General features: G+C 69.8%; 17 protein-coding genes. 11 read left to right on the top strand and 6 right to left on the bottom strand.

Annotated features, from left to right (window positions below):
* Nucleotides 1–459: 459 nt before the first annotated feature.
* From RH864_RS11825 to RH864_RS11785, 9 genes are all read left to right on the top strand, one after another.
* Entirely contained in the window at nt 460–1,548 is a 1,089-nt protein-coding gene (locus tag RH864_RS11825) for an amidase domain-containing protein (protein ID WP_310517760.1), read from the top strand.
* 124 nt (nt 1,549–1,672) lie between these two features.
* Nucleotides 1,673–3,784 (top strand): amidase domain-containing protein, encoded by a 2,112-nt coding sequence (locus RH864_RS11820; protein ID WP_310517759.1) that lies wholly within the window; start codon nt 1,673–1,675, stop codon nt 3,782–3,784.
* Nucleotides 3,785–4,201: 417 nt separating this feature from the next.
* On the top strand, nt 4,202–6,193 hold the full coding sequence (locus RH864_RS11815) for a hydantoinase/oxoprolinase family protein (RefSeq protein WP_310517758.1): 1,992 nt from the start codon (nt 4,202–4,204) through the stop codon (nt 6,191–6,193).
* Complete coding sequence (locus tag RH864_RS11810; RefSeq protein ID WP_310517757.1) at nt 6,190–7,833, top strand: hydantoinase B/oxoprolinase family protein; 1,644 nt, start codon at nt 6,190–6,192, stop codon at nt 7,831–7,833. Before RH864_RS11815 ends, RH864_RS11810 begins: the two co-directional genes overlap by 4 nt.
* A gap of 154 nt (nt 7,834–7,987) precedes the next feature.
* Nucleotides 7,988–9,625: an ABC transporter substrate-binding protein gene (locus RH864_RS11805; RefSeq protein ID WP_310517756.1), complete on the top strand. Its 1,638-nt coding sequence runs from the start codon at nt 7,988–7,990 to the stop codon at nt 9,623–9,625.
* A gap of 13 nt (nt 9,626–9,638) precedes the next feature.
* Nucleotides 9,639–10,700, top strand: coding sequence for an ABC transporter permease (locus RH864_RS11800; RefSeq protein WP_310517755.1), 1,062 nt, complete (start codon nt 9,639–9,641; stop codon nt 10,698–10,700).
* Nucleotides 10,690–11,550 (top strand): ABC transporter permease, encoded by an 861-nt coding sequence (locus RH864_RS11795; RefSeq protein ID WP_310517754.1) that lies wholly within the window; start codon nt 10,690–10,692, stop codon nt 11,548–11,550. Before RH864_RS11800 ends, RH864_RS11795 begins: the two co-directional genes overlap by 11 nt.
* Nucleotides 11,550–12,512, top strand: a complete 963-nt coding sequence (locus RH864_RS11790; protein WP_310517753.1) for an ABC transporter ATP-binding protein — start codon at nt 11,550–11,552, stop codon at nt 12,510–12,512. Before RH864_RS11795 ends, RH864_RS11790 begins: the two co-directional genes overlap by 1 nt.
* Nucleotides 12,512–13,456, top strand: a complete 945-nt coding sequence (locus RH864_RS11785) for an ATP-binding cassette domain-containing protein (RefSeq protein ID WP_310517752.1) — start codon at nt 12,512–12,514, stop codon at nt 13,454–13,456. The genes RH864_RS11790 and RH864_RS11785 overlap by 1 nt, the downstream gene beginning before the upstream one ends.
* A 292-nt stretch (nt 13,457–13,748) precedes the next feature.
* Here the strand turns inward: RH864_RS11785 and RH864_RS11780 are convergent, their stop codons facing one another.
* Nucleotides 13,749–14,114, bottom strand: a complete 366-nt coding sequence (locus RH864_RS11780; RefSeq protein ID WP_310517751.1) for a nuclear transport factor 2 family protein — start codon at nt 14,112–14,114, stop codon at nt 13,749–13,751.
* Nucleotides 14,115–14,279: 165 nt separating this feature from the next.
* Between RH864_RS11780 and RH864_RS11775 the strand changes: the two genes are divergently transcribed.
* Nucleotides 14,280–15,119, top strand: coding sequence for an SDR family NAD(P)-dependent oxidoreductase (locus tag RH864_RS11775; RefSeq protein ID WP_310517750.1), 840 nt, complete (start codon nt 14,280–14,282; stop codon nt 15,117–15,119).
* 248 nt (nt 15,120–15,367) lie between these two features.
* Here the strand turns inward: RH864_RS11775 and RH864_RS11770 are convergent, their stop codons facing one another.
* From RH864_RS11770 to RH864_RS11750, 5 genes are read right to left on the bottom strand one after another with little or no spacing between them, the layout of a single operon-like run.
* Entirely contained in the window at nt 15,368–17,098 is a 1,731-nt protein-coding gene (locus RH864_RS11770) for an FAD-dependent oxidoreductase (protein ID WP_310517749.1), read from the bottom strand.
* Nucleotide 17,099: 1 nt separating this feature from the next.
* Nucleotides 17,100–18,632 (bottom strand): aminomethyl-transferring glycine dehydrogenase subunit GcvPB, encoded by a 1,533-nt coding sequence (gcvPB, locus tag RH864_RS11765; protein ID WP_310517748.1) that lies wholly within the window; start codon nt 18,630–18,632, stop codon nt 17,100–17,102.
* The gene (gcvPA, locus tag RH864_RS11760; RefSeq protein ID WP_310517747.1) at nt 18,629–20,035 is read right to left on the bottom strand and encodes an aminomethyl-transferring glycine dehydrogenase subunit GcvPA; all 1,407 of its coding nucleotides are present in this window, start codon (nt 20,033–20,035) and stop codon (nt 18,629–18,631) included. The genes gcvPB and gcvPA overlap by 4 nt, the downstream gene beginning before the upstream one ends.
* Nucleotides 20,032–21,204, bottom strand: coding sequence for an ATP-NAD kinase family protein (locus tag RH864_RS11755; protein ID WP_310517746.1), 1,173 nt, complete (start codon nt 21,202–21,204; stop codon nt 20,032–20,034). Before RH864_RS11755 ends, gcvPA begins: the two co-directional genes overlap by 4 nt.
* Entirely contained in the window at nt 21,173–22,558 is a 1,386-nt protein-coding gene (locus RH864_RS11750; protein WP_310517745.1) for an aminotransferase, read from the bottom strand. The genes RH864_RS11755 and RH864_RS11750 overlap by 32 nt, the downstream gene beginning before the upstream one ends.
* 128 nt (nt 22,559–22,686) lie before the next feature.
* On the opposite strand from RH864_RS11750, the gene RH864_RS11745 reads away from it, so the two are divergent.
* Complete coding sequence (locus tag RH864_RS11745; protein ID WP_310517744.1) at nt 22,687–23,445, top strand: SDR family NAD(P)-dependent oxidoreductase; 759 nt, start codon at nt 22,687–22,689, stop codon at nt 23,443–23,445.
* Nucleotides 23,446–23,456: the final 11 nt, after the last annotated feature.

Raw genomic sequence — 23,456 nt, 5'->3', positions numbered from 1 at the left:
GACTGTCGCGCCGAACGGTCGCGGATGGTGGGTGCGTCGGGATGTGACCCGCCATATGCGACCGTTCGGCAGGGTCACGGGGTGGTTCGGATCAGGAGGGCGCTGACTGTCGCGCCGAACGGTCGCGGATGGTGGGTGCGTCGGGATGTGACCCGCCATCCGCGACTGTTCGGCAGTGGGGCCGTTCGGCAGTGGGGCCGTTCGGCAGTGGGTTGGGGCGACCGCGGCCGCGCGTTGAGGGGTTGTCCAGGGTCTGAGAGGGTTCCTCACAATTTCGGGTGCTGAACTGTCGGCTTCTCCCGCCCCGTCTGCCCGCCCCGGCCCCCGCCCGATCCAGGAAAGTCCAGCCGCTCCATCGTGCCCCACGAACTCGATACGCTCAGCTCGACCGCGCCCGAAACGACCCAGACGGCCCACCGTCATCGCGCGCCCGGACGCGCCCAGCGCTCCAACCGCGCCATGCGCCGCGCCGCCGATCGCGCCCCGCGGCATCGCGTGCAACCCGCCCGGGCCGCCGCCGCGCCCCGCCGTGAGGTGCACCGTTGGGCGGCGATCTCGTCGGCGACGGCGATCGTCGGCGTGAGTGCGTTCGGCGCGCTCGCGGTCACGAGCGACGCACCGTCGGCCGCGCAGGCCGCCGGGCGAACGACCGTGCCGAGCACCCTGGGAGCGCAAGCGGCGCCGCTCGCACCCGTCGCCGACGAGATCACGTCGACGATCGCGGCCGCACGACCCACGATCACGGGCGGGCTGTCGACCGCGCAGGCGCCCTTCACCGGCGGCACGCAGGTGACCGTCACGGGCGAGCGGCTCGATCGGATCACGCAGGTCGCCGTCGGCGGCGCCCCTGCGCCGATCGTCGAGGCGAGCGCCGACCACGTCACGTTCGCGGTGCCCGCGACCGCGGACACGGCGCTCGGCGCCGTCGCGGTCACGTTCGCCGATGCGGCCGGCGCGGCTCCCGACGTCGAGACGGATGCCTCGAGCAGCGCCGCGTCCGTGGCATCCGCCGCCGACCCGGCGAACGTGACGGCCGTGGCCGACGCGCCAGGGACGCTCACCCTGACCTACACGAGCGACCCCGGCATCGACGCGCAGCTCGCGTACGTGCTGACGTACTGGAGCAGCTACAACACCGCCGAGTTCCCGGTCATCAGCGGGTACGACTGTGCGAACTTCGCCAGTCAGTCGCTGCTCGCCCGCGGCTGGACCATGGACGCCGGCTGGAGCCTCGACCGCGCCACGGGAGCGATGTCGCCGAGCTGGGCGAGCTCGACCGCGCTGCGCGACTACCTGCGGACCCGGACCGACCGGGCCACCGAACTGGCTGACGCGCAGCGCGACCAGGTCAAGGTCGGCGACATCGCCCAGTTCGACTGGGACGATTCGGGCGACCGCGACCACACGGCCGTCGTCACGCGCGTCGAGCGGAGCGAGGCCGGCACGAAGGTCTGGGTCGGCGGGCACACCAAAGACGCCGACTACTGGGACGTCGACACCGCGCTCGCGACCGGCGGCGGCTCCGTGAGCTACTTCTCGATCCGCTGAGCCACCCACCTGCGATCGACGCCACGAGGCGCGGAAATCGATCGGTGGCCTCCGTGCTTGAGGAATCTCGGACTTTCGCGTGCTGAACTGTGAGTCCCTACCGCTTCCGACCCCTCCCCACGCCGTGAATCAGGACTCCCCAGCACCCCGTCGCCGCTCGAGCTTCCGGCCGCCCGGATCCGTCGATGCCGAGGCGTTGACCCGGCTGTTCGGCGAGGCCTCGGCGGCCGAGCTCGCCGCGCAGTCCGCCGCCGAGGCGTCGGGCGCCGCTGCGGCGGAGGCGGCTGCGCCGGGCAGGGCTGCGCCGGATGCTGGTGCGCCATCCGCGGCTGCGCCGGACCCGGCTGCGCCCGGCAGTGTTGCGCGGGCCCAGGGCGCGGGTGCCACATCGGCCTCCGCCCCCGGCGCCCGTTCGGGACGTCGCGCGTCGTCCCGACCGGTCGACGACCTGGGCCCGAAGCACCGTGCGGCACGCCCGGCCAATCGCCGCGCCGCCGGAGACGTTCCGCCAGCAGTCGCGCCGGCCGGCCACGGCTCGTCGCGCCAGGCCGACGCGAGTCCTGCGCAGGCCGCGCCCGTCGAGCCCATGCCGACCGAGGGGGCGCCCAGGTGGGACCAGGCCACGCCGGTCGAGTCCATGCCGACCGAAGCGGCACCCATGCTGGACGAGACCGCGACCGTTGCGCCTGTGCCGGTCGACCATCCGAGGGCCGCGCACTCGGACGTTGAGCTGGGCGAACCGACCGTTCTCCGCGAGACGCTGTCCGCCGAGGACGCGTCCGCCGAGGACGCGCCCGCCGAGGATGCGCCCGCCGAGGATGCGCCCGCCGAGCCCGTGCCCGCCGACCCCGCGACATTTGAGACGTCGGCGGCGACGCCTCTGGTCGACGAACCGGCCGGGCCGCTGACGGAACTCCTCGAAACCTCATTCGCCGCACCCGCGCCGACGCCCGCCGAGCCGGCGCCTGCCGAGCCGACGCCCGCCGAGCCGGCGCCTGCCGAGCCGGTGCGTGCCGAGCCGACACCTGCCGAGGCGGCGCCCGCGCCGTTGGTCGCCGACTCCGGGTCGGCGCCAGAGCCCGTGCCGTTGTCCGCCGAGGCGCCGTCTCGCGCCCGTGCCGTGCCGGCCGGGCCGAGCTCGCACGAGCCCGCGGCGTTCCCGTGGAACCTCACGCCCGAGGCGCCGATCCCGGTCGAGCACCGCCGGTCCTCGTCGCCCGCGGCCAGGCGGCCTCGCCGGCCCCGGCATCGGCTGGCCGTCGGCGTGTCGGCGGCGGCCGTGCTCGTCGTGACCGGCCTCGGCGCGCTGGCCGTGGCGAACGACGTGCCGGCGAGCCTGTTCGCGGCCACCACCCCGGCATCACCCGCGCCGTCGGACGCCGTCGCGGGCACGTCCGAGCCGACCATCACGAGCGACCTCTCGGAGGCCGCCGCCCCGTTCACGGGCGGCACGTCCATCACTGTCACGGGCGAGCGCCTGGACGCGGTCGCGCAGGTCTCGGTCGCGGGCACGCCCGCCGACATCCTCGAGGCGAGCGCCGACCACCTCACGTTCGCCGTCCCGGCGACGACCGGCGACGCGATCGGCGCGGCCGAGGTCGTCTTCGCCGACGGCGAGGGACGGCCCGTCACCGTGTCGGTGCCCTCGGCCGACGCGTCGGCCTCAGCCGAGGCATCCGCCGGCGCGGAGCCAGGTGGCTCGTCCGAGGCATCCGCCCCCGCGACCGACGCGAGAACCGGCTCGCTCACGCTGACCTACACGAGCGACCCGGGCATCGACGCGCAGCTCGCCTACGTGCTCGAGTACTGGGACGACTACAACACCGCCGAATATCCGGCGGTGACCGGCAAGGACGCGGTGAACTTCGCCAGTCAGTCCTTGATCGCCCGCGGGTGGACGATGGACGACGCCTGGAACGTGGACTCGGCCACCGGGGCGATGTCCGCCGCATGGTCGAGCTCGACCTCGCTCCGCGACTACCTGCTGACCCGCACCGACCGCGCGACCGAGCTCACCGACGCGCAGCGCGACCAGGTGAAGGTCGGCGACCTCGCGCAGTTCGACTGGGACGGCTCCGGCGACCGCGACCACACGGCCGTCGTCACGCGCGTCGAGCGCACCGACGCCGGCACGAAGGTCTGGGTCGCGAGCCACACGAAGGACGCCGACTACTGGGACGTCGACGCCGCGCTCGCGAGCGGCGGCGGCTCGGTGAGCTGGTTCTCCATCCGCTGAGCGGGTGCCGCGGGGGCGTGTTCAGCGGGCGGAATTCGCCCGGCACCAGCCGGCGCCAGCCATGCCCGGTGCGTCTCGACCAATGCCATGAACCGAACGGGTGTGCGGGCAGCGAACCGGAACGCAACGGCGTCCGAGCTTCACGGCCTTAGGCTGAACTGACCGAGCGCTGAGCGGCGCCTCGGTGAATGCGGAATATACAGCCGTCGCGTTGATCTCGTGGGTCGCCCGTGTTTCCGGCTCGTTTCCGTCCGGACTGCGTCCAGCGCGCCGAGATGAGAACCTCATTTGTGCGAGCAACGCACGGTTGTTCAAATAGCAGATCATCGCGTACGCTCAGTGGCACACCCCACCGCGGCCGGAGCCTTCCGCCCGCGGCTCGGCGCAGAGAGGCGATTGAAGTAGATGCGACACCGCGTGGCGATCGACATTGGCGGGACGTTCACCGACCTGGTCCTGGAGACCGAGGACGGGTCCCTGCACACCAGCAAGGCACTTTCGACACCCCCGAACCTCGTTGAGGGTGTCCTCGACGCCGTCGCACAGGCTGGTGTCGAACTCACCGACGTCGAGGTGTTCGTGCACGGCACCACGCAGGGTCTGAATGCTCTGCTCGAGCGTCGCGGCGCGAACGTCGCGCTCGTCACGACGGCCGGATTCCGCGACACGTACCTGATCGGACGCGGCCACCGCCCCGATATGTACAACCTCCGGTACAAGAAGCCCGACGCGCTGCTCGACCGTGCGGCGACCTTCGAGGTGCGCGAACGGCTCGACGCGACAGGCGCCGAGATCGAGCCCGTCGACATCGAAGAACTGGCCGGCGTCGCTGCGCAGATCAAGGCCGGCGAGTACGAGGCGGTCGCGGTGTGTCTGCTGCACAGCTATCTGAACGCCGACCACGAGAAGACCGTCGTCGCCGAACTCGAACGACTGCTCCCCGGTGTCTCGGTCGTGGCCAGCCACGCCGTGGCTCCCGAATGGCGCGAGTACGAGCGGACCTCGACCACCGTGATGAGCGCGTACATCACCCCGATCATGCGGAAGTACCTCGAGACCCTCGAGCGGACCCTCCGCGAGGCTGGTCTCAAGGTCCCCGTCTACATCAACGAGTCCAACGGCGGCGCCATGGTCGCGCGGCTCGCCGCCGAGAACGCGGTCGGCACGCTCCTCTCTGGACCCGTCGGCGGCGTGATCGGCACGGCGGCGCTGTCCGACCTGCTCGGCGAACCTGACATGATCTCGGCCGACGTGGGCGGCACGTCGTTCGATGTCTCGATCGTCAAGGACAGCCGGCCGGCGCTGCGCTCCGAGTTCGAGATGAGCGGACTGCCCGTGCTGGCGCCGTCGGTCGAGGTGCACACCATCGGCGCCGGTGGCGGCAGCCTGATCAGCGCCGACGCCAACGGCCGACTCCGGGTCGGCCCCGAGTCCGCCGGGGCGGTCCCCGGGCCCGCAGCTTACGGCCGCGGTGCACTGCTGCCCGCGGTCACCGACGCGCACGTCGTGCTCGGCCACCTTCCGCTCACGCAGCAGCTCGCGGGCAACCTGGCGCTCGACGGCGATGCCGCTCGCGCCGCGATGACTCGGGTCGGTGAGCAACTCGGCCTCGATGCGGTCGATCTCGCCGAGCAGTCGCTGCAGATCGTGAACTACCGGATGGCCGAGGCGATCCGCGAGCTCACCATCGAACGCGGTCTCGACCCGCGCAGCTTCGTACTGGCCTTCTTCGGCGGCGCCGGCGGGCTGCATGCAGCCGATGTCGCCGACGAACTCGAGATCACCCGCGTCGTCATTCCCGCACTGCCCGGTTCGTTCTCGGCGGTCGGCATGCTGAAGGGCGGCATTCGTCACGACATCGTGCGCTCCTTCTTCCGTTCACAGGACGACGCCGCGAGCGAGATCGACGAGGCGCTCGAGGCGCTTCGGGTCTCCGCGGTCGACGTGCTCACCGAGGAGGGCATCCCTGTCGACGAGGCGTTCATCGAGTTCGCCGCCGACGTCCGGTACGTCGGCCAGGAATACTCGATGACGATCCCGGTCGCACCCGGCGCCGACTTCGCTGCCGTGGTCGACACGTTCCAGGACGCGTACCAGGCCCGGTACGGACACTCGAGCCTCGGCGCCGGCATCGAGCTGGTCACCCTCCGCTGTTCGCTCGGCCGTCCCTTCGACCAGCGCGCGCACACGGTGGCACAGGCCGAGAACCACCCGCCGCTCGGCGAGCAGTCGACGTACTTCAACGGTGAGGCCGTGACGGTCCCCATCTACCACCGCGACGGCGTCATCGAGCTCGAGGGCCCGGCCCTGATCCTCGAGAAGACGAGCACGACCGTCGTCCCGCCCGGCTGGTCGGTCAAGCGGCTGCCTGGCAACCACCTGATGATGCAGAAAGAGGAAGCGCGATGATCGGGATGACCCGCCTCGAGGCCGACCCCAGTCCCGCGACGGTCGAAGTCGTCCAGCACGCCTTCATGTCCGGAGCCGAGCAGATGCGACGGAACCTCTACCGTTCTGCGTTCAGCCCGGTCATCTACGAGGCCAAGGACTGCTCGGTCGGCATCTACAACGCCGACGGGTTCCTGCTCGGGCAGGCCCCCGGCCTCCCGTTCTTCCTCGGCAGCCTGAGCGGCACGCTGCAGGCGATCATCCGCATCAAGGGCAAAGACGCGTTCACCGAGGGTGACATCTGGGTCGTCAACGACTCCGCGGTCTGCGGCAGCCACCTGAACGACGTCAGTGTGTTCAGCCCGATCTTCGTCGACGGCGTGCTGCGCGGCTTCAGCGGCGCGAAAGCGCACTGGAACGACGTGGGTGCGAAGGAGTCGGGCTACGTCGCCGACTCGGTCGACATCTTCCAGGAGGGGCTGCGGATCGGCCCCACGCGGCTGTGGCACGCGGGGGTGCTCGACGAGCAGATCCTCGACATCATGCGCCTCAACACGCGCTTCCCCGAGGCGCTCGTGGGCGACCTGATGGCCGAGGTGGCGGCGTGCCGCACCGGCGAGGAGCGTTTCCAGGCGATCGTGAACCGGTATGGCTGGCCGACGGTCGAGCGCGCGATCGAGATCTACTTCGGGCACGCTGAGCAGGACGACCGGCGCTCGGTCTCCGAGATCCCGGACGGCGTCTACACCGCTTCCGGCTTCCTCGACGGCGACGGGGTCCACGAAGACGTGCCGGTGCACGTCGTCGTGACCGTCACCATCGCCGGGGACACCATGACGGTCGACCTCACCGGGTCGAGCAACCAGTCCCGCGGCAGCATCAACTCGGGCGTGGTGCAGACCCGTTCCGCGATCCAGCAGGCGTTCAAGTTCCTCGTGAACCCGCAGAGCCCGGCGTCCGGTGGCACGTTCCGCAACCTGAACATCGTCGTCCCGCAGGGCAGCTGCTTCGACCCCGACCCCGAGGCCGCGCACCTGCACTACGGTCCGCACCTCATGCTCGCCATGGACCTGGTCGTCAAGGCGCTCAGCGAGGCCGTGCCGGAGCGCGCGGCCGCCGGTCACGTCGGCGACTCGTGGAACATCAGCTTCATGAACGCACTCGGCGAGCCGTCGTACCTCTCCGGCGAGTCGCTCGTCGGCGGCTGGGGCGGCTACGAGGGTGGCGACGGCGAGAGCGCCCTCATCCACTCCGCGGCCGGTGACTTCAAGAACGTGCCGGTCGAGACCATCGAGCAGCGCTACCCCGTTCGGCTCACGCGCCACTCGCTTCGCGAGGGCAGCGGCGGTGCCGGCACCTACCGCGGCGGGCTCGGCATCGAGCGCACCTATGAGGTGCTCGAGGATGCCCGGCTCACGCTCTGGTTCGAGCGTGCGAAGAATCCGTCGTGGGGTCTGCGCGGCGGCGAAGCGGGTGCGGCACCCGAGGTCTACGTCACGCGTCCGGGTGAAGAGCGCCGTCTGGTGCTCAAGACCAATGCGATGGAAGTCCCGGCCGGGACCGTCTTCGAGGTGCTCACCGGTGGTGGTGGCGGGTGGGGCGACCCGTCCGCACGTGACCCCAAGGCGATCGCCGAGGATCAGCGACTGGGTCTGGCGTAACAGACCGCGCGCCGGACGTGCCTCGCGCTTGCGAGCGCGTCCGGCCCCCCGCCCCCCCCCCCCCCGCGCAAGGTCGCGCCTGGCGCGTCTCGCACGCGCATCGAGCTTGGTTTTCCCCTCCCTGCAACACCCCACAGTGAAAGGAAAGTCCGCCATGTCATCCGACAGCAGATGGCTCCGCCGCGCGGGACTCGGAGCGCTTGCGATGTTCGCAACCGCGACCCTGGTCACCGCTTGCGCGAGCGACAGCACCTCCAGCGAAGACTCCGGCTCCGGTGACGATCGCACCCTCGTCGTCGGGATCGGCGGCGACCCCGCCAACCTCGACCCGCAGGCCGGCTCGGTCGCGGTCGACAACGAGATCTCGATGAACACCTACCTCCAGTGGCTGCAGTATGCGCTGCCCGAGGTGACCGGTGATGAGATCGGTGTCACCGACGTCTCACAGGTCGTCGGCGAGGGCGTCGAGATCGAGACATCCGAGGATGGTCTCGTTTCGACGTTCACGATCCGTGAGGGGCTTGTCTTCCCGAGCGGCAACACGGTGACCAGCGAGGACTTCCGCTACACCATCGACCGTTCGCTGACCGAGGCGATGGGTTCGGCGTTCATCTTCCAGACCGCCGGTGTCACCGACGTCTCGCAGTTCGAGGAGATCAGCGACAGCGAGTTCACGCTGACGGTGGCCGAGCCGAGCCCGCTGATGCTCCCGCTGTTCCGCGACCAGTCGATCTCGGTGCTCGACTCGGTGGAGCTCGAGAAGCACGCCACCGCGGACGACCCCTGGGCGAAGGATTGGCTGTCGCAGAACAGCCTCGGCGGCGGTGCCTACTCGCTCGCCTCGTACGAGCCGGGGAACCAGATCGTGCTCGAGCGCAACAACGAGTATCCCGGCGCCGATGACATCTACTTCGAGAAGGTCATCCTGCAGATCGTGCCCGCAGAGGATCAGCGCGCGCAGCTCCTCGCGAACGGCACGCTCGACATCGCGCAGGGCCTGTCGGTCGACTCCGCGGAGAGCCTCGTCGGCACCGACGGAGTGCGCATCGAGGGCATCCCCACCCGTGCCCAGGACCTGATGGGCTTCGTGCAGACGTTCGAGCCGTTCAAGGACGTGCGCGTGCGCCAGGCCGTCGCTGCCGCGGTCGACTATGAGGGCCTCGCCGAGTTCGTCGGCAAGGGCTACGCCGACCAGCCGTTGGGCATGTGGCCGCAGAACTCGTTCTACTTCGACGCGGACCTCACCAACAACCCGCTCGTCACCGACCTCGACCAGGCGCGTGCGCTGCTCGCCGAGGCCGGCTACGCTGACGGGTTCACGTTCGACATCGCGGTGAGCACGGCTGAGGCCGGCGCGCAGGCCCAGGCCGTCGCGGTGCAGAGCGCCCTCGCCGAGATCGGCGTGACCGTCACGATCACCCAGCTCGCTCCTGCCGCGTTCTCGGAGCAGATCGCCGCAGACAGCGGTCAGGCGTTCATCCGTACGGCGAGCTCGTACGTGGACGACCCGTACTACTCGATGTTCCTCTTCTACACCACGGACGCGGTGCTGAACTGGTGGGCCATGGACAACGCCGACATCAACGCGGTCGCGGACCAGATGCGCACCGAGATCGATCCCGAGAAGCGGATGGCCCTCGCCAGCCAGGCGCAGGAGCTGCTGAATGCCGAGGTGCCGCACCTTGTGCTGTCCGAGCCGTACTACATCTTCGCCGCGGCGGACGACATCCAGGGCTTCGTCCAGAGCCCGGACGGCCTGATCCGGTACTCGACGCTCACCCGAGCCGAATAACGAAGGTCCAGATATGAGTACGACCCTGAGCAGGGTGCAACGAGTCGAGGCGGTCACGCGTGGCGGGGCATTCGTCCTCCGCAGGCTGATCACCGCAGCCATCACCCTGCTCGGGGTCACCCTCATCGTCTTCTTCCTCACTCGCGGCGTCGGCGACCCGGTCTACATCCTCCAGGGGTCGACGCCGATGACGCCGGAGCAGCTCGATGCGCTCCGTCAGCAATACGGGCTCGACCGCCCGATCTGGGTGCAGTACCTCGACTATCTCGGTGGCCTGCTCCAGGGTGATCTGGGTACTTCGCTGTACACCAAGAAGCCCGTCACCACCGAACTGGCGATCTACTTCCCGGCGACGCTGTCGCTCTCCGTGGCGGCCTTGATCCTGGGTGTCATCATCACGGTTCCGCTCGGCGTGGTCTCGGCGATCAAGCCCGGATCGTTCTGGAACAAGCTCTCCATCGGCTTCACCCGGTTCGGCGTGGCGATGCCGTCGTTCTGGTTCGGCCTCCTGCTCGTCTACGTGTTCGTGTACGTGCTCAAGATCGCCCCCGCGCCGACCGGGCAGCTGCCGATCGGAATGGCCACGCCGCCCAGGGTGACAGGCGTGATCCCGATCGACGCACTCCTCGCCGGGGAGTGGGACGTCTTCGGCGCCGCCATGGGGCAGCTCGCGCTGCCGGTCATCGCGCTCGCCCTCACCTCGTTCCCGGCGCTGCTCGCGCTCACCGAGAGCGTCACGGCGCGCGTGCTCCGCAGCGACTACATGCGCACAGCTCGAGCGACCGGACTGCCGCCGTCGATGGCGTACGGCCGGTACGCCGCGCGCAATATCGCGTCGCCCATCGTCACCCAGATCGCGATGACCTTCGGCTTCCTGCTCGGCGGCACGGTACTCGTGGAGTTCGTGTTCTCGTGGCCCGGCATCGGCCAGTACGCGGTGCTCAGCATGCAGCGCCTCGATTTCGCGCCGGTGATCGGGATCGCGCTGCTGACCTCCACGATCTACCTGGTGCTGTACTTCATCTCCGACCTGATCTCTCTGGCCCTCGACCCCCGGATCCGCCATGACAGCTGAGCAGACTCTCCCGGCGAAGGCGGGTGCCGAGCGAGGCATCCTGCGCGTCATTCGCCACCCGTTGCTGGTGAACGGGTCGACCATCACGTTCGCCATCCTCATCCTGCTGGCGATCCTCGCGCCGGTGATCACGCCGTACGACCCGGTGAAGGTCGATCTGAGCCAGATCTCCAAGCCGCCGTCGCTCGAGCACTGGTTCGGCACCGACGTGCGCGGCATGGACATCTTCACCCGGGTGCTCTATGGGGCGCGGATCGACCTCACGCTCTCGATCGGCGGCATCCTCATCGCGCTCGTCGTGGGCCTCGTGCTGGGCAGTGCGGCGGCGTATTTCGGCCGCATCGTCGACGACATCATCTCCCGCGTCGCCGAGATGCTGCAGTCGATCCCCATGTTCTTGTTCGCGTTCCTGATCGTCGCGGTGCTCGGCAGCGGCGGGCCGACCCTGCTCATCGTGATCGCGCTCTGCTACTGGCCGGCGTTCTTCAAGATCACACGGTCGATCGCCGCGCCGCTCATGCGCAGCGACTATGTCGCGGTCGCGCAGACCGCCGGCCGCAGCGGTATGGGCATCGTGCTCGGGCACATTGCGCCGAACACGGTCATTCCGGTGCTCTCGCAGGCGACGGTGAACATCGGGTTCGCCATCCAGGTGATCGCGGGCCTCAGCTTCCTGGGTCTCGGCGTGCCGGTTCCCGAGCCCGAGTGGGGCGCCATGATCAGCGTCGGTGCGCCTCGGATCGCCTACGGCGAATGGTGGATGGCGGTGTTCCCCGGTCTTGCGCTGCTGGTCACCGTGATCGCGCTCGACGGCATGAGCCGCCGGCTCGCGAAGGCAGAGGGGTACTGATGACTGGCACATTCCTCGCGATCGAGGACCTGACGGTGGCCTCGGGCCCGGATGCCTCACTCCGCACGATCCTCGCCGGGCTCACCCTAGAGATCGCGGAAGGGCGCCGGATCGGACTGGTCGGCGAGTCGGGTTCCGGCAAGACCATGGCAGTCGGCTCGATCGTCGGCCTGCTGCCGAGCGGGGTCCGCGCGGTCGGCGGATCGGTGAAGCTCGACGGCCGCGAACTGCTCGGACTGACCGAGGCGCAGCTGCGGACCGTGCGCGGGCGTGAGATCGCGGTCGTCTATCAGAACGCGCTCAGCTCGCTGAATCCCGTCATTCCGGTGGGGCGCCAGATCGCCGACGTCGGCCGGGTGCACCTCAAGGTGTCGAAGGCGGAGGCGATGGCGCGGGCCATCTGGCTCATGGGCGTCATGGGCATCCCCGATCCGGAGCGGCGCGCGCTGGACTACCCGCACCAGTTCAGCGGCGGTATGGCGCAGCGCGTCTCAATCGCGATGGCGCTGGTCGCCCAGCCTCGACTGATCATCGCCGACGAGCCCACGACGGGACTCGACGCCACGATTCAGGCGCAGGTGCTCGAGACCATCGCGCAGAGCGTGGCCGAGACCGGCGCGGCCCTGCTGCTCATCTCGCACGACCTCGTCGTGGTCGAGTCGATGACCGATGAGATCGTCGTGCTGTACGCGGGCGTCGTGCTCGAGCAGGGGCCGACCAGTGAGGTGATGGCCGATCCGCTCAGCCCGTACACCAAGGGCTTGGTCGCGTCCGTGGTGCAGGCCGGTGGCGAGGTCAGCTACATCCCCGGCCGGATTCCCGAGCCCGGGACCGTCCCGGTGAACAGTTGCCCCTTCGCGGCGCGCTGCCCGCTCGTGACCGAGCGTTGTAGGACGGAACGCCCTATGCTGCGGGAAATTCGACCCGGCAGGCGGGTCGCCTGCCACAACGTGGAGGCATGATGACCGCCGTTCCGACGCACGTTCCCGCGCTCTCGGTCCGTAACGTGCGCAAAGAGTTCGTGATCCGCGGCAAGGCCGGGTCCGGGCGCAAGAAGGTCGTCCCGGTCAATGACGTCTCGTTCGACATCCTTCCCGGGCGGACGATGGCGCTCGTCGGCGAATCCGGCTCGGGAAAGTCGACGCTCTCCCGGCTGATCATGCGGCTCTACCGTCCTGAGCAGGGTACCATCGCGGTCAACGGCGTCGAGATCCAGGATCTCGGTCGGCGGCAGCTGAGGGCGCTCCGCAACGAATTCCAGATGGTGTTCCAGAACCCGCTGCTCTCGTTCGACCCGGCGATGACCATCGGCGACTCGATCGCCGAGGTGCTTCGTCTCGCAGGCCCGATGTCGCGTGCCGAGCGAACGAAGCGGATCGATGAGTTGCTCACTGACGTCGGGCTCTCGCCCGCGTTCGCCCAGTTGCGGCCGCGTGGCGTGAGCGGCGGTGAGCTGCAGCGTGCGGCGCTTGCGCGCGCGATCAGCGCCGACCCGAAACTGCTCGTGCTCGACGAACCGACGTCGGCGCTGGACGTCTCGATCCAGGGCCAGGTGCTGGCACTGCTCGACCGGCTCCAGCGCGAACGCGGGATCGCGTACCTGTTCGCCACGCACGACCTGCGGGTGGTCCGCATGACCAGTCACGACGTGATGGTGGTCTACCGGGGACATGTCATGGAGAAGGCCTCGACGACAGAGATCTTCGAGGGCGCGCGGCATCCGTACACGCTGAGCCTGTTCGCGGCCGAGGGTGTGAAATCACCCGACGTGCCGATCGCGGCGGGCGCCGAGGCATGTCCGTTCGGGGAAGCAGAGTGCCCTGATGACGGGCACCTGGTCGAGCTCTCGCCGACGCACGTCGTGCGCTGCTGGCGCCAGTATGCGGGACCGGGCAAGCCCGCCTGATCGTTCCGCCTCCGTTGGCGGCGGTGAGGACGCTATTCGTCATTCCTTCATGTCGTGAGGACGCTATATGTTCTCCGCAACGTTGAATCGTCAACACATCCCGTCCTCAAACGAGGTGCCGCAACGAATGGTGTCCTCACTGACGGGCAGGGGAACGCCGGGACGCCGGGCGGGGAGCAGCGGGCGGGCGAAACGCGCCCGATCCGCACGAAACGCATCTGTGCCGAACGAAACCAAGACCGGCGCGTGGCCCGCAGGTCACGCGCCGGTCGCGTCGTTCGGGAGTGGCGGGCTACGCGGTCTCCTCGTGGTTGTGGATGAGTCGCCAGCGCTCGTCGATCCGGCGCCAGATTCCGGTATTCCGCAGGATCTTGTCGGGCACGTCCTCGACGTACACGACGCGCGCGGTGTGCCGGGCGACGGCGATCTCACCGAACACCTCGATCACGGGGTCGAGCGCGGTGAGCGATTCGACCGTCGGCTCGTCGGGCCCGGTGGGCCGGGCGGCGCGGATGACGTCGAGGCCTTCGACGCCGCGCATCATGTCCCAGTAGCCCGAATCCCAGAGGGTCGCGCTCTCGTGAATGTACTGGTCGGTACGGGCCTTGGCTCCGGCCTCGAACCCGGCGTACATCTCTTGCTGGGCCGCCCAGATCACAGCGGCCTCTCCTTGGGGAACCATCTTGTCCTGTCGTCGTTTGCGTGGCGGAGGCGGGGCCTGATACCCCACCGCTCTATATTCGCTCCTCGCACTATCGTGCGTCAAGCGGATACAATCGTCGTGATGCCCGCACCCGGGCACCGACCCGAGGAGGCGTACCCCGTGACTGCAAGTGACCGCGCATGCGATGAGGACCAGCGATCCGAACGACTCGCGCCGGAGGCATCCGCAGGTCGCTTCGTGGGCCGCGTCGCCTACGTCACCGGGGCCGCATCGGGGATCGGCGCCGCGATCGTCGACGGGCTCATCCGTGATGGCGCGCGCGTCGCGGGCGTCGACGTGGCCGACCAGGCCGCACTCGTCGATCGGCACGGCGATGCATATTTGCCGCTCGTCGCCGACGTGACGTCTGAGGAGGCGATCGCGGCGTCCATCGCCACGGCCGTGGAGGCCTTCGGCCCGATCGACCTGGTGTTCCCCGTCGCGGGCGCGCACCGCGGCGGCCCCATCGAGCGCATGGATCGCGCGAGCTGGGACTTCACGCTCGGGCTTGTGCTTACCGGCGTGTTCCTGACCGTCAAGCACGCGGCAGGCGCGATGCGCGACGGCGGCTCGATCACGACCATCGGTTCGATCAACGGACGCGTGCCGATGCGCGGCGGAGCCGCGTACGTCGCGGCAAAGGCGGGCGTCGAAGCGTTCACCCGGAACGCGGCCCTCGAGTTCGGCGAACGCGGCATCCGCGTGAATTGTGTGATGCCCGGACTGGTCGAGACGCCGCTCACGGCCACGTTCCGAGGCATCCCGGCTGTGCACGACGCGTTCTCGAGGCGGATCGTGCTCGGTCGCCCGGGGCGCCCGGAGGAGATCGTGCAGCCGGCCCTCTTCCTCGCGAGCGACGACGCGTCGTACGTGACCGGGGCTTCCCTCATGGTCGACGGAGGCTGGGATGTCGCGAACTACCCCGACCTGCGCGGGCTCGTCGAGGTGCAGCGAGCCTAGGGTTCGAGAGCCGCTGCGCCGCGCGTGCCGAATTCCTCAGGCCGAGCTCTCGCCTTGCTTCGACGACCGCAGCATGGTCGAGGGTGAGCGGCTGCACGTCCTCGATCGTCACGTCCGGGGACGGCCCAGTCCGTGACTCCGCGCGTTTGCGCGGGGCGGCGACCTTGACTGTTCGCCACCGTTCGATTGGGCGCCTTCTTGAGGCTCGTCATACCTTCTTCCGCCGCCCAACAACTTCGTCGGGTGGACTAGTCGGGTGCGGCGATGACCGAGATCGGGGTCGGCTTCACAGGCGCCTGCGGGGCGAAGCCTGAGCGCTCCGCCACAGTCTCTTCCCGAAGCCGGGCCGAGCGCTCGAGCATGACGGGGCCGCAGTAGCGGCCCTGGCACTTGCCCATCCCAGCCCGGGAGACCCGTTTGACCGCGCCGGGCGTGGTCGCGAGCTCATCGGTCTGGTCAGCGATCTGCGAGAGCGCTACACGTTCACACCGGCACACGATCGTCGAGGGCTCGGCGAGCTGGTCGGTCAACACCGGGGCGGCGTACGCGAAGTTCGCCGCACGCTGGAACCGGAGATTGCGAGCCAGTCGCCGCTCAGCTTTGGAGATGGCGCTGCGCAGCCCCGACGGCGTCGAGCCGGTGAGCTCGGCGACGACCGCGGCACCCGCGAGCACACCGGCGGCCTGAGCGACCCTCGCCCCGCTCACGCGCGCTGAATCGCCGATCACCCGCACGCCCGCGACCGAGGTCTGGCCGGCCTCGTCCGCGTCGACCACGAGGCTCTTCAGCTGCTCGTCCCAGCGGTGCCGGCACCCGAGTAGCCGGGACAGCTCGTTCGACGGCAGGAACCCGTAGCCGAGGCATACGGCGTCGACGGCGAAGTCGCGCTCGGTTCCGGCCACCGCCCGGCCGTCGGCGTCGATCTTGGCGATTCGGACCGAACGCACTCCCGCGGGCCCACCCTCCGCGTGCACGACCGCGGACCCGGTGAGCACCGGGACCTTGGCGCGGAGCAGCGCCATCGTGTATCGCGCCGCGTCGAGGATGAGGCTGGGGGCGCTGACCGCCATCACCGGCCCGCGAAGCACGGATCGGAAGCTGACGGGGTGACCCAGCTCGACCAGCGCGACGACCTCGGCCCCCGCCGAGGCGAGTTCGGCCGCGACCTGCATGTTGAGCGGGCCGTTGCCCGCGACGAGCACGCGCTCGCCGGGGGAGACCTGGTAGGAGCGCGAGAGGGTCTGTGCCGCACCGGTGGTCATCACGCCGGGCAGGGTCCAGCCGGGGAAGGGCACGCCGCGCTCATAGGCGCCGGCCGCGAGCACGAGCCGCTTTGGGAAGATCTCCCAGCGCTCCTCAGCGTTCGCCGCGAACAGTCGATCGGCCGAGGCGGCGCCCCAAAGTCGGGCGCCGTGCAGGACCTGCACGCCCGCCTTCGTGGCGCGCGCGATGAGCGCCCGCCCGGAGCGGTACTGCGTATCGATCTGCGACTCGTCGACGGTGAACGCGGGGGACGGCTGCTTGTAGTACTGACCGCCGAGTTTGCCGCGTTCGTCGAGCACCACGACCGAGAGTCCTTGCTCGGCGGCGGTGGCCGCCGCGGCGAGCCCCGCGGGGCCACCGCCGATGACCAGCAGGTCGGGCGAGAGCGTGATCTCGGGCAGGGTGGCCGAGGGCTCGGCGTCCGCGAGGTTGAGCTTCGGGGCGGCGGGGCTGACGCGCATGCCCGGGACGACCGGCGTCACGCAGGCCAGCCGCTCACCGGCGCCCTCGACCTGCACGGCGCACTCGTGACACACCCCCATGCCGCAGAAGATGCCGCGCGAGTCATCCGGGCCCGCATCTCGGCAGGCCGGCTGGCCTGCGGCGATCAACGCCGAGGCGACGGTGTCGCCGCACTGCGCCTCGACGGGCTCACCGTCCCAGCTGAGCTGGACGGTCTCGGGGCTCTCACCGAAGCCCTTGGAACGAATACGCATGTCAGTCCTTCTGCTGCTTCCGCAGGTACGAGCGCCAGGTCGTGGCCCAGTGCGCGGGATCGTCGAGGCCCGAACCGTCGACCCGCGCGACCGCCTGGTTGTGCGGAGCCGTCCGAACCAGCTCGGGGTTCTCGTAGGCCTCGTCGATGACGTGCGCGAGCACATCTATCCAGGTGTCGATGTCTTCGAGCGACCAGCCTTCGCCGGCCTCCGGCGTGAACGGCTCGGGCACGATCCAGGGTTCGTGACTCATCCAGAACGCGTCGATGCCGAAATCGGTCATCCGGTTCTGGATGTCGGCGACGGTCACGCCGGTCTCGGCGGCGACCGTCTCCAGGCTGAACCGGGTCATCTCGAGGCGACGCATCTCCATCTGCGGGAACGCCTTGGTCACGCCGCGGACCTGCAGAAGTCGATGCTCCATATAGTTGTTCGCGAGGACCGACAGATCGGCGGCCTCACGCATGCCGTCGGCACCCATCGCGGTGATCCAGGCGTGGGCGGCGACGATGATCGGCACATTGCCGAGGTACTCGCGAACCCGGCCGATCCCGCCGTCCGGTTCGACGAGCGTGAAGGCATCGCCCGAGCGCTCGACCCGGGGCCCCGGCAGAAACGGCGCCAGCTCGGCGGAGCATCCGTACGCGCCGACCGCCGGTCCGCCGCCGCCCTTCGCGCCGCCGAACGTCTTGTGCAGCATGAACATGCATGCGTCGAATCCGAGCTCGGCGGCCCGGAGTCGGGTCATCACGCCGTTGAAGTTCGCGTGGTCGTAGAAGCAGAGACCGCCGGCCTCGTGGACGATCTCGACCCACTCCGTGATGTGCGGGTTGTAGATGCCCATGTCGTCGGGGTTGTTGACCATGAGCGCCGCGGTGCGGTCGCTCACGGCCGCGCGGAGCGCGTCGACGGACGGGTAGCCGTCGGCCTCAACCGGCAGGGTGATGATCTCGAACCCGGCCGCGTGCGCGGTCGACGGGCTCGACGGATGCGACTGGGTGGTCGTGATGATCTGCGTGCGCTGCGCGCCCTCGCCGCGAGCCGCGTGATACGCCCGGGTCACGCAGGCGTGGGTGAACGCCGCGGCGGCGCCGCCGCCCGGCTGGAAGGTGAACGCGGCCATTCCCGAGAGCGCGGTGAGCTGCTGCTCGAGTCCGTGGATGACGCCCAGCACGCCCTGCATGGTGGCCGGATCCTGCAGCGGGTGCACGTCCGCGATGTACGGCCGCGACACGAGGCGCTCGACGATGCGCGGGTTGTACTTCATCGTGCACGTGCCGAAGAGGCTGATCCCGATCATGCCGAGCGTCTCCTGCGAGAGCCGCAGGTAGTGGCGCTGTACCTCGGGCTCGGCGAGCTCGGGCAGCTCGGGAGCCGTGCTGCGGCGCAGTGCTGCCGGGACGAGGGCCGAGGCATCCGTGTCAGACCAGCTCGCGGGCGGTACGGTGCCGCGGCGGCCGGGGCCGCCGAGCTCGAATAGCACCGGTTCGTTCCATCGCGCCGCGTGGTAGGGGCGCACGGCTCCGCGGCTCATGCGGACACCGCCGTCCGCAGTGCGCCGACGAGGCGATCGATATCGTCCTCGGTATGCACTTCGGTGACGCAGAAGAGCGCACTCTGTCCGAGATCTGTGAAGTCGTCGCTGAGGTCCAATCCGCCGAAGATCCCTTCATCTCGCAGTCGGACATTGATGTCGGCCACGGTCGTGCCGGTCGCCGTGAAGTCGACGACGAACTCCTTGAAGAATCCGTCCGGGAACCGAACCGAGACGCCGTCGATCTCCGCGATCCGCCGAGCGGCGGCGTGCGCATTGCCGAGAACGGTGTGCCCGAGCTCGGTGAAGCCCTGCGGTCCCATGAGCGCCATGTAGACCGTGTTGCGGATAGCCGACAGATAGACCGAGTTGCCGGTCCAGTCATTGCCGTCCTCGCGCGAGCCGTACGACGACTGTTCGAAGAGTGTGAAGCCGAAGGCGCGCTCACCGGGCGTGGAGGTGCCGGTGAGGCTCACCTGCAGTGTGGGGAACTCGCGGGCGTAGCGCTCTTCGTCGCGGGTCGCGATGAATCCGCCGACGCCGCCGCCCGCGCTGATCGGGACACCCAGGGGCTGGGTCGTGCCCACGACGATGTCGGCGCCGTAGCTCGCGGGCGGGGCGATCACGCCGAGGCTGATCGGGTCCACGCCGACGATGAGCTCGGCGCCGACGCGGTGCGTGAGCTCGGCGATCCGGGGGGCATCGCTCTCGAAGACGCCGAGGTGGTTCGGGCAGTCCAGGTAGACCGCGGCGATGGTGTCCTCGAGGAGGTGCTCGAGCGCGCTGAGGTCGATCCGGCCGGTGGCCCGGTTGAACGGGAGTGTGACCAGTTCGATCGCGCGACCGGTTCCCGGGAGCCCGGCATAGGTCTGCATGACCTGTCGGCGCTCGGGATCGACTGTCTCGGCCACGAGCACGCGGGTTCGTCCGGTCAGACGAGCGGCCATTCGGACGGCGTTGCCGCCCGCCGAGCCCCAGCTGTAGACCGGCAGGCCGACGAAGTCCATCTCGAGGAGGGCGCCGAGCTGCGAGGTGAACTCGAACCAGGCCTGGAGTCGGCCGTGGTCGGACGACGGTGTGCCCCAGACCGAGGTCACGAACTCGTTGCGGCCGGCGATCTCGTCGCAGACGGCCGGGATGTGGTGCTGCCAGAGTCCGCCGCCGAGGAAGCTCAGCGCGGTGCGGGTGCTCTCATTCGCACGGAGCAGGTCGTCGAGCTGCCGCTCGAGCTCGGCCTCCGAACGCACACCGTCGGGCAGGTCGACGGCTGAACGCGCCCGATGTGCGTCGGGGATCTGCTCGAAGAGCTCTTCGACGTCGTCGATGCCGATGGCCGCGCGCATGTGGGCGCGGGCATCGCCCGTCGAGTTGGGCATATAGGGATGGGGATCGTACGTGCTCATACCGGCTCTCCTGTGTGGATGGGCTCGTCCTCGATCCGCAGCATGACGCTGCGGGCCGGGGCGGTGCGGACGGTGCGGTAGCCGCGGAGGGTGGGCGGGCGGGCGGCGGGGCCGAGGTCGACGTGCAGCACCGGGGGCTGCAGGGCGCTAACCTTGTCCGCCGCCGCCACGATGATGAGGTCGTCGGAGTGGATGTGCGCGAGCACCTGCGCGCTGAGCTGCTGATTGCCGCGGCCGAGCAGAAATCCTTGACCGCCGACGACGCCGAGCACGAGCACCGGGCGCGAATGGTGGCGAACGAGGTCGAGCAGCTGGGGCTCGGCCGCGTCGAGCGCGACGATGCGCCCGTCGATGACCGCGTCGACGCCGTTGCGGGTTCCCGCGAGGCCGAGCGCGTCGAGCACCGCTCCGGCCGAGCGGCCCGGGCCGATGAGATACAACCGGTCGGGTTGCATCTCCTCCGCGAGGCGAACGCCGAGTGCGGCGATGCCGGCGTCATCGGATGCGGCCGAGGCTTTGGGGTTCTGGATGCCCGAGATCCTGGGCACGAGGGTGCGCTCGATGGTACGCGGGCTCAGCTCGTCCGTCGGCACGTCGACGACCTCGGCCTCACGCTGCGGCCGCGGTGTCGGGCTCTGCAGGTATGCGGCCGCGATGCGGCCGGCGCGTTCGGGGTCGATCGCGAACACGCCCGAGTGCATCTTGACGCCACTCGGGACGCCAAGCACGACCGTCCGGTCACCGACCACTCGGGCGATGTCCGTCGCAGTGCCGTCGCCGCCGCCGAACAGCAGGAGGTCGACATCGGCTTCCACCGCGTCCAGAGCAGCCCGCCGGGTGTCGTCGGCGGTGGTGGCGTCCGCCGAAGTGGGCGCCGCCAACTCACCGGCGACCTCGAGTCCGGCCGACACGACCGCGTCCGCTCCCATGGAGCCCGGGGCGGTGAGGATCTCGATCGGTCCGGGGTGGCGCCGACCGAGGCTCTCCAACGCGCGGCGCATCCGGAGCTCGGCAGTCGGCTGTGCGCCGAGGGCGACGGCCGCGGTCATGGCCTCGCCGTCGGTGCCGTGCAGCGCGAGCGGTCCGCCCATGCCGGCCACCGGGTTGACGAGGATGCCGAGACGGGCGACCCCGTCTCTAGCCAACTTCGCCGTCTTCGCGGGCGACATCCGCGAGCCCCTGCCGCACGCCGGCGACCATGGCGTCGATCTCCTCCTCCGTCGTCGTGAACGGCGGCGAGAAGGAGACGGTGTCGGCCGCGGGCAGCGCGCGGGTGATCACGCTGTGCGCCAGGCTCCGCTTGGTGATCCGCGCCGCGATCCCGCGCGAGGTGTCGAACGGCGTCGGCGGTTCGGTGGATGCAGCGAACTCGACCGCAGCCATGAGTCCCCGGCCACGGATCTCGGCGACCCACGGGTGGCCCTCGAAGGCTTCGTGCAGGCGCATCTGCAGGTGCTGGCCGAGCGTGCCGGCGCGCGCCACGAGGCCGTCGCGCTCGAGGATGTCGAGGTTCGCGAGCGCGGCCGCCGCGGCGAGTGGGTGGGCCGAGTACGTATAGCCGTGGCCGAAGCCGCCGTACTTGCGCTCGCCGGACTTGATGACGTCCCAGACCTTGGGGCTGACGAGGCAGGCCGAGAGGGGCACATAGGCCGAGGTGATGCCCTTGGCCACGGTGATCAGGTCGGGCCGGATCCCGAGGGCGCCGCTGCCGAAGGGCTCGCCGAGCCGGCCGAACCCGGTGACGACCTCGTCGGCGATCAGCAGGACGTCATGCCGGTCGAGGACCTCCTGGATCGCCTGGAAGTAGCCGTCCGGCGGCACGATGACGCCGCCCGCGGCCTGGACCGGCTCGGCGATGAACGCGGCGACCGTGTCGGGCCCCTCGGCGATGATGAACTCGTCGAGCTCACGTGCAAGGGTGGCGACGAACTCGGCGTCGGTCATGCCGGCCTCGCGCTCCCAGAGCCGGTGCGGCGGGCGCACGTGGCGGATCATGGGCAGTGGCAGGTCGAAGCCGTCGTGCAGGTTCGTGAGGCCGGTGAGGCCGCCGCTCAGGACGGTCACGCCGTGGTAGCCGCGGGTGCGGGCGATGATCTTCTTCTTCTGCGGCAGGCCGCGCACGTTGTTGTAGTACCAGACGAGCTTCGCCTGCGTGTCGTTGGCGTCCGAGCCCGAGTTGCCGAAGAAGACCCGCGCGATCGGCACGGGAGCCATCGCGGCGACGCGCTCGGCGAGTCGGGCGGGAAGCTCGGTACCCATGCCCGAGAACGCGTGGTAATAGGGCAGGGTGCGTGCCTGGCGGTCCAGCGCTTCGGCCATTTCGGGGTGGGAGTAGCCCACGTTGACGCACCAGAGGCCGGCCATCGCGTCGAGGTAGGTCGCGCCGTCGGAGTCGACGAGGGTCGATCCCTTCCCGCTGACGATCGTGACCGCCGGCCCGGTTCGATCGAACGTGTCGAGCGCTGTGAACGGGTGGAACAGGTGCTTGCGGTCGATCTCGGCGATCGTCGGGGAATTGCTCATGTCACGGACACCTCGGTGTTTGCTACTGTCCAGGGGAAAGTGGTGCGTTATGTGAACTTCTGTTCGTTTAATGAACCTATCAAATCTGGTTCGGGAATTCAGCCCGGACCGTTCAGCAGAGGAGCCGTATGCGCCGTTTGGAAGACACCACGATCCTGGTTACGGGAGCGTCGAGGGGGATCGGCGCCGCGACGACCCGGATCCTCAGCGAGCGTGGCGCGTCGGTGATCGCCCAGTACAACTCCACGCCCGCGGGCGCCGAGGCAGCGACGGCGGATGCGCCGGAGCGGTTGCTGGTCCGCGCAGACTTCACCGACCCGGCCGCGCCCGACGCGCTCTGGGACGAAGCGGTCGCCTGGAAGGGGCGGATCGACGCGGTCGTCTGCAATGCGGCCATCCTGCCGTCGGTCGGCTTCGACGCGCCCGCCTCCGAGTGGGATGCCACCTGGGAGCTCGCGCTGCGGGTGAACACGCTCGCGCCGGCCGCGCTGCTGCGTCGAGCGGTTCAACACCATGTCGAACACGGCGGCGGGATCGTCGTGGGGCTGTCCAGCTGGGCCGCCCAGCGCGGATCGGCGAACCCGGCACTCGCGGCCTACTCAGCGTCAAAGGCGGCGTTCGCGGCGGCGCTCAAGACCGCGGCGACGGCGTACGCGGCCCAGGGGCTGCTCGCGTATCTCATCGCGCCGGGCGTGGTGGACACCGAGATGTCCGAGAGTGCGGCCGCGGCCGCGGGCGGCGCCGAGGCCGTCAGCGCCAAGCTCGCGATGCGCGAGTGGGTCCCGCCGCAGGACATCGCCGAGCTCGTCGCCGTGCTGTGCGAGGGCCGCATCCGGCACCTGACCGGCGCGACGCTCGACGTGAACGGCGCCAGTTACATCCGCTGAGCGGAGACCTC

The organism is Agromyces aerolatus (assembly GCF_031432255.1).
In the GTDB taxonomy this organism is placed as follows: Bacteria; Actinomycetota; Actinomycetes; order Actinomycetales; family Microbacteriaceae; genus Agromyces.
This window is presented reverse-complemented; position numbering and strand designations above follow the sequence as displayed.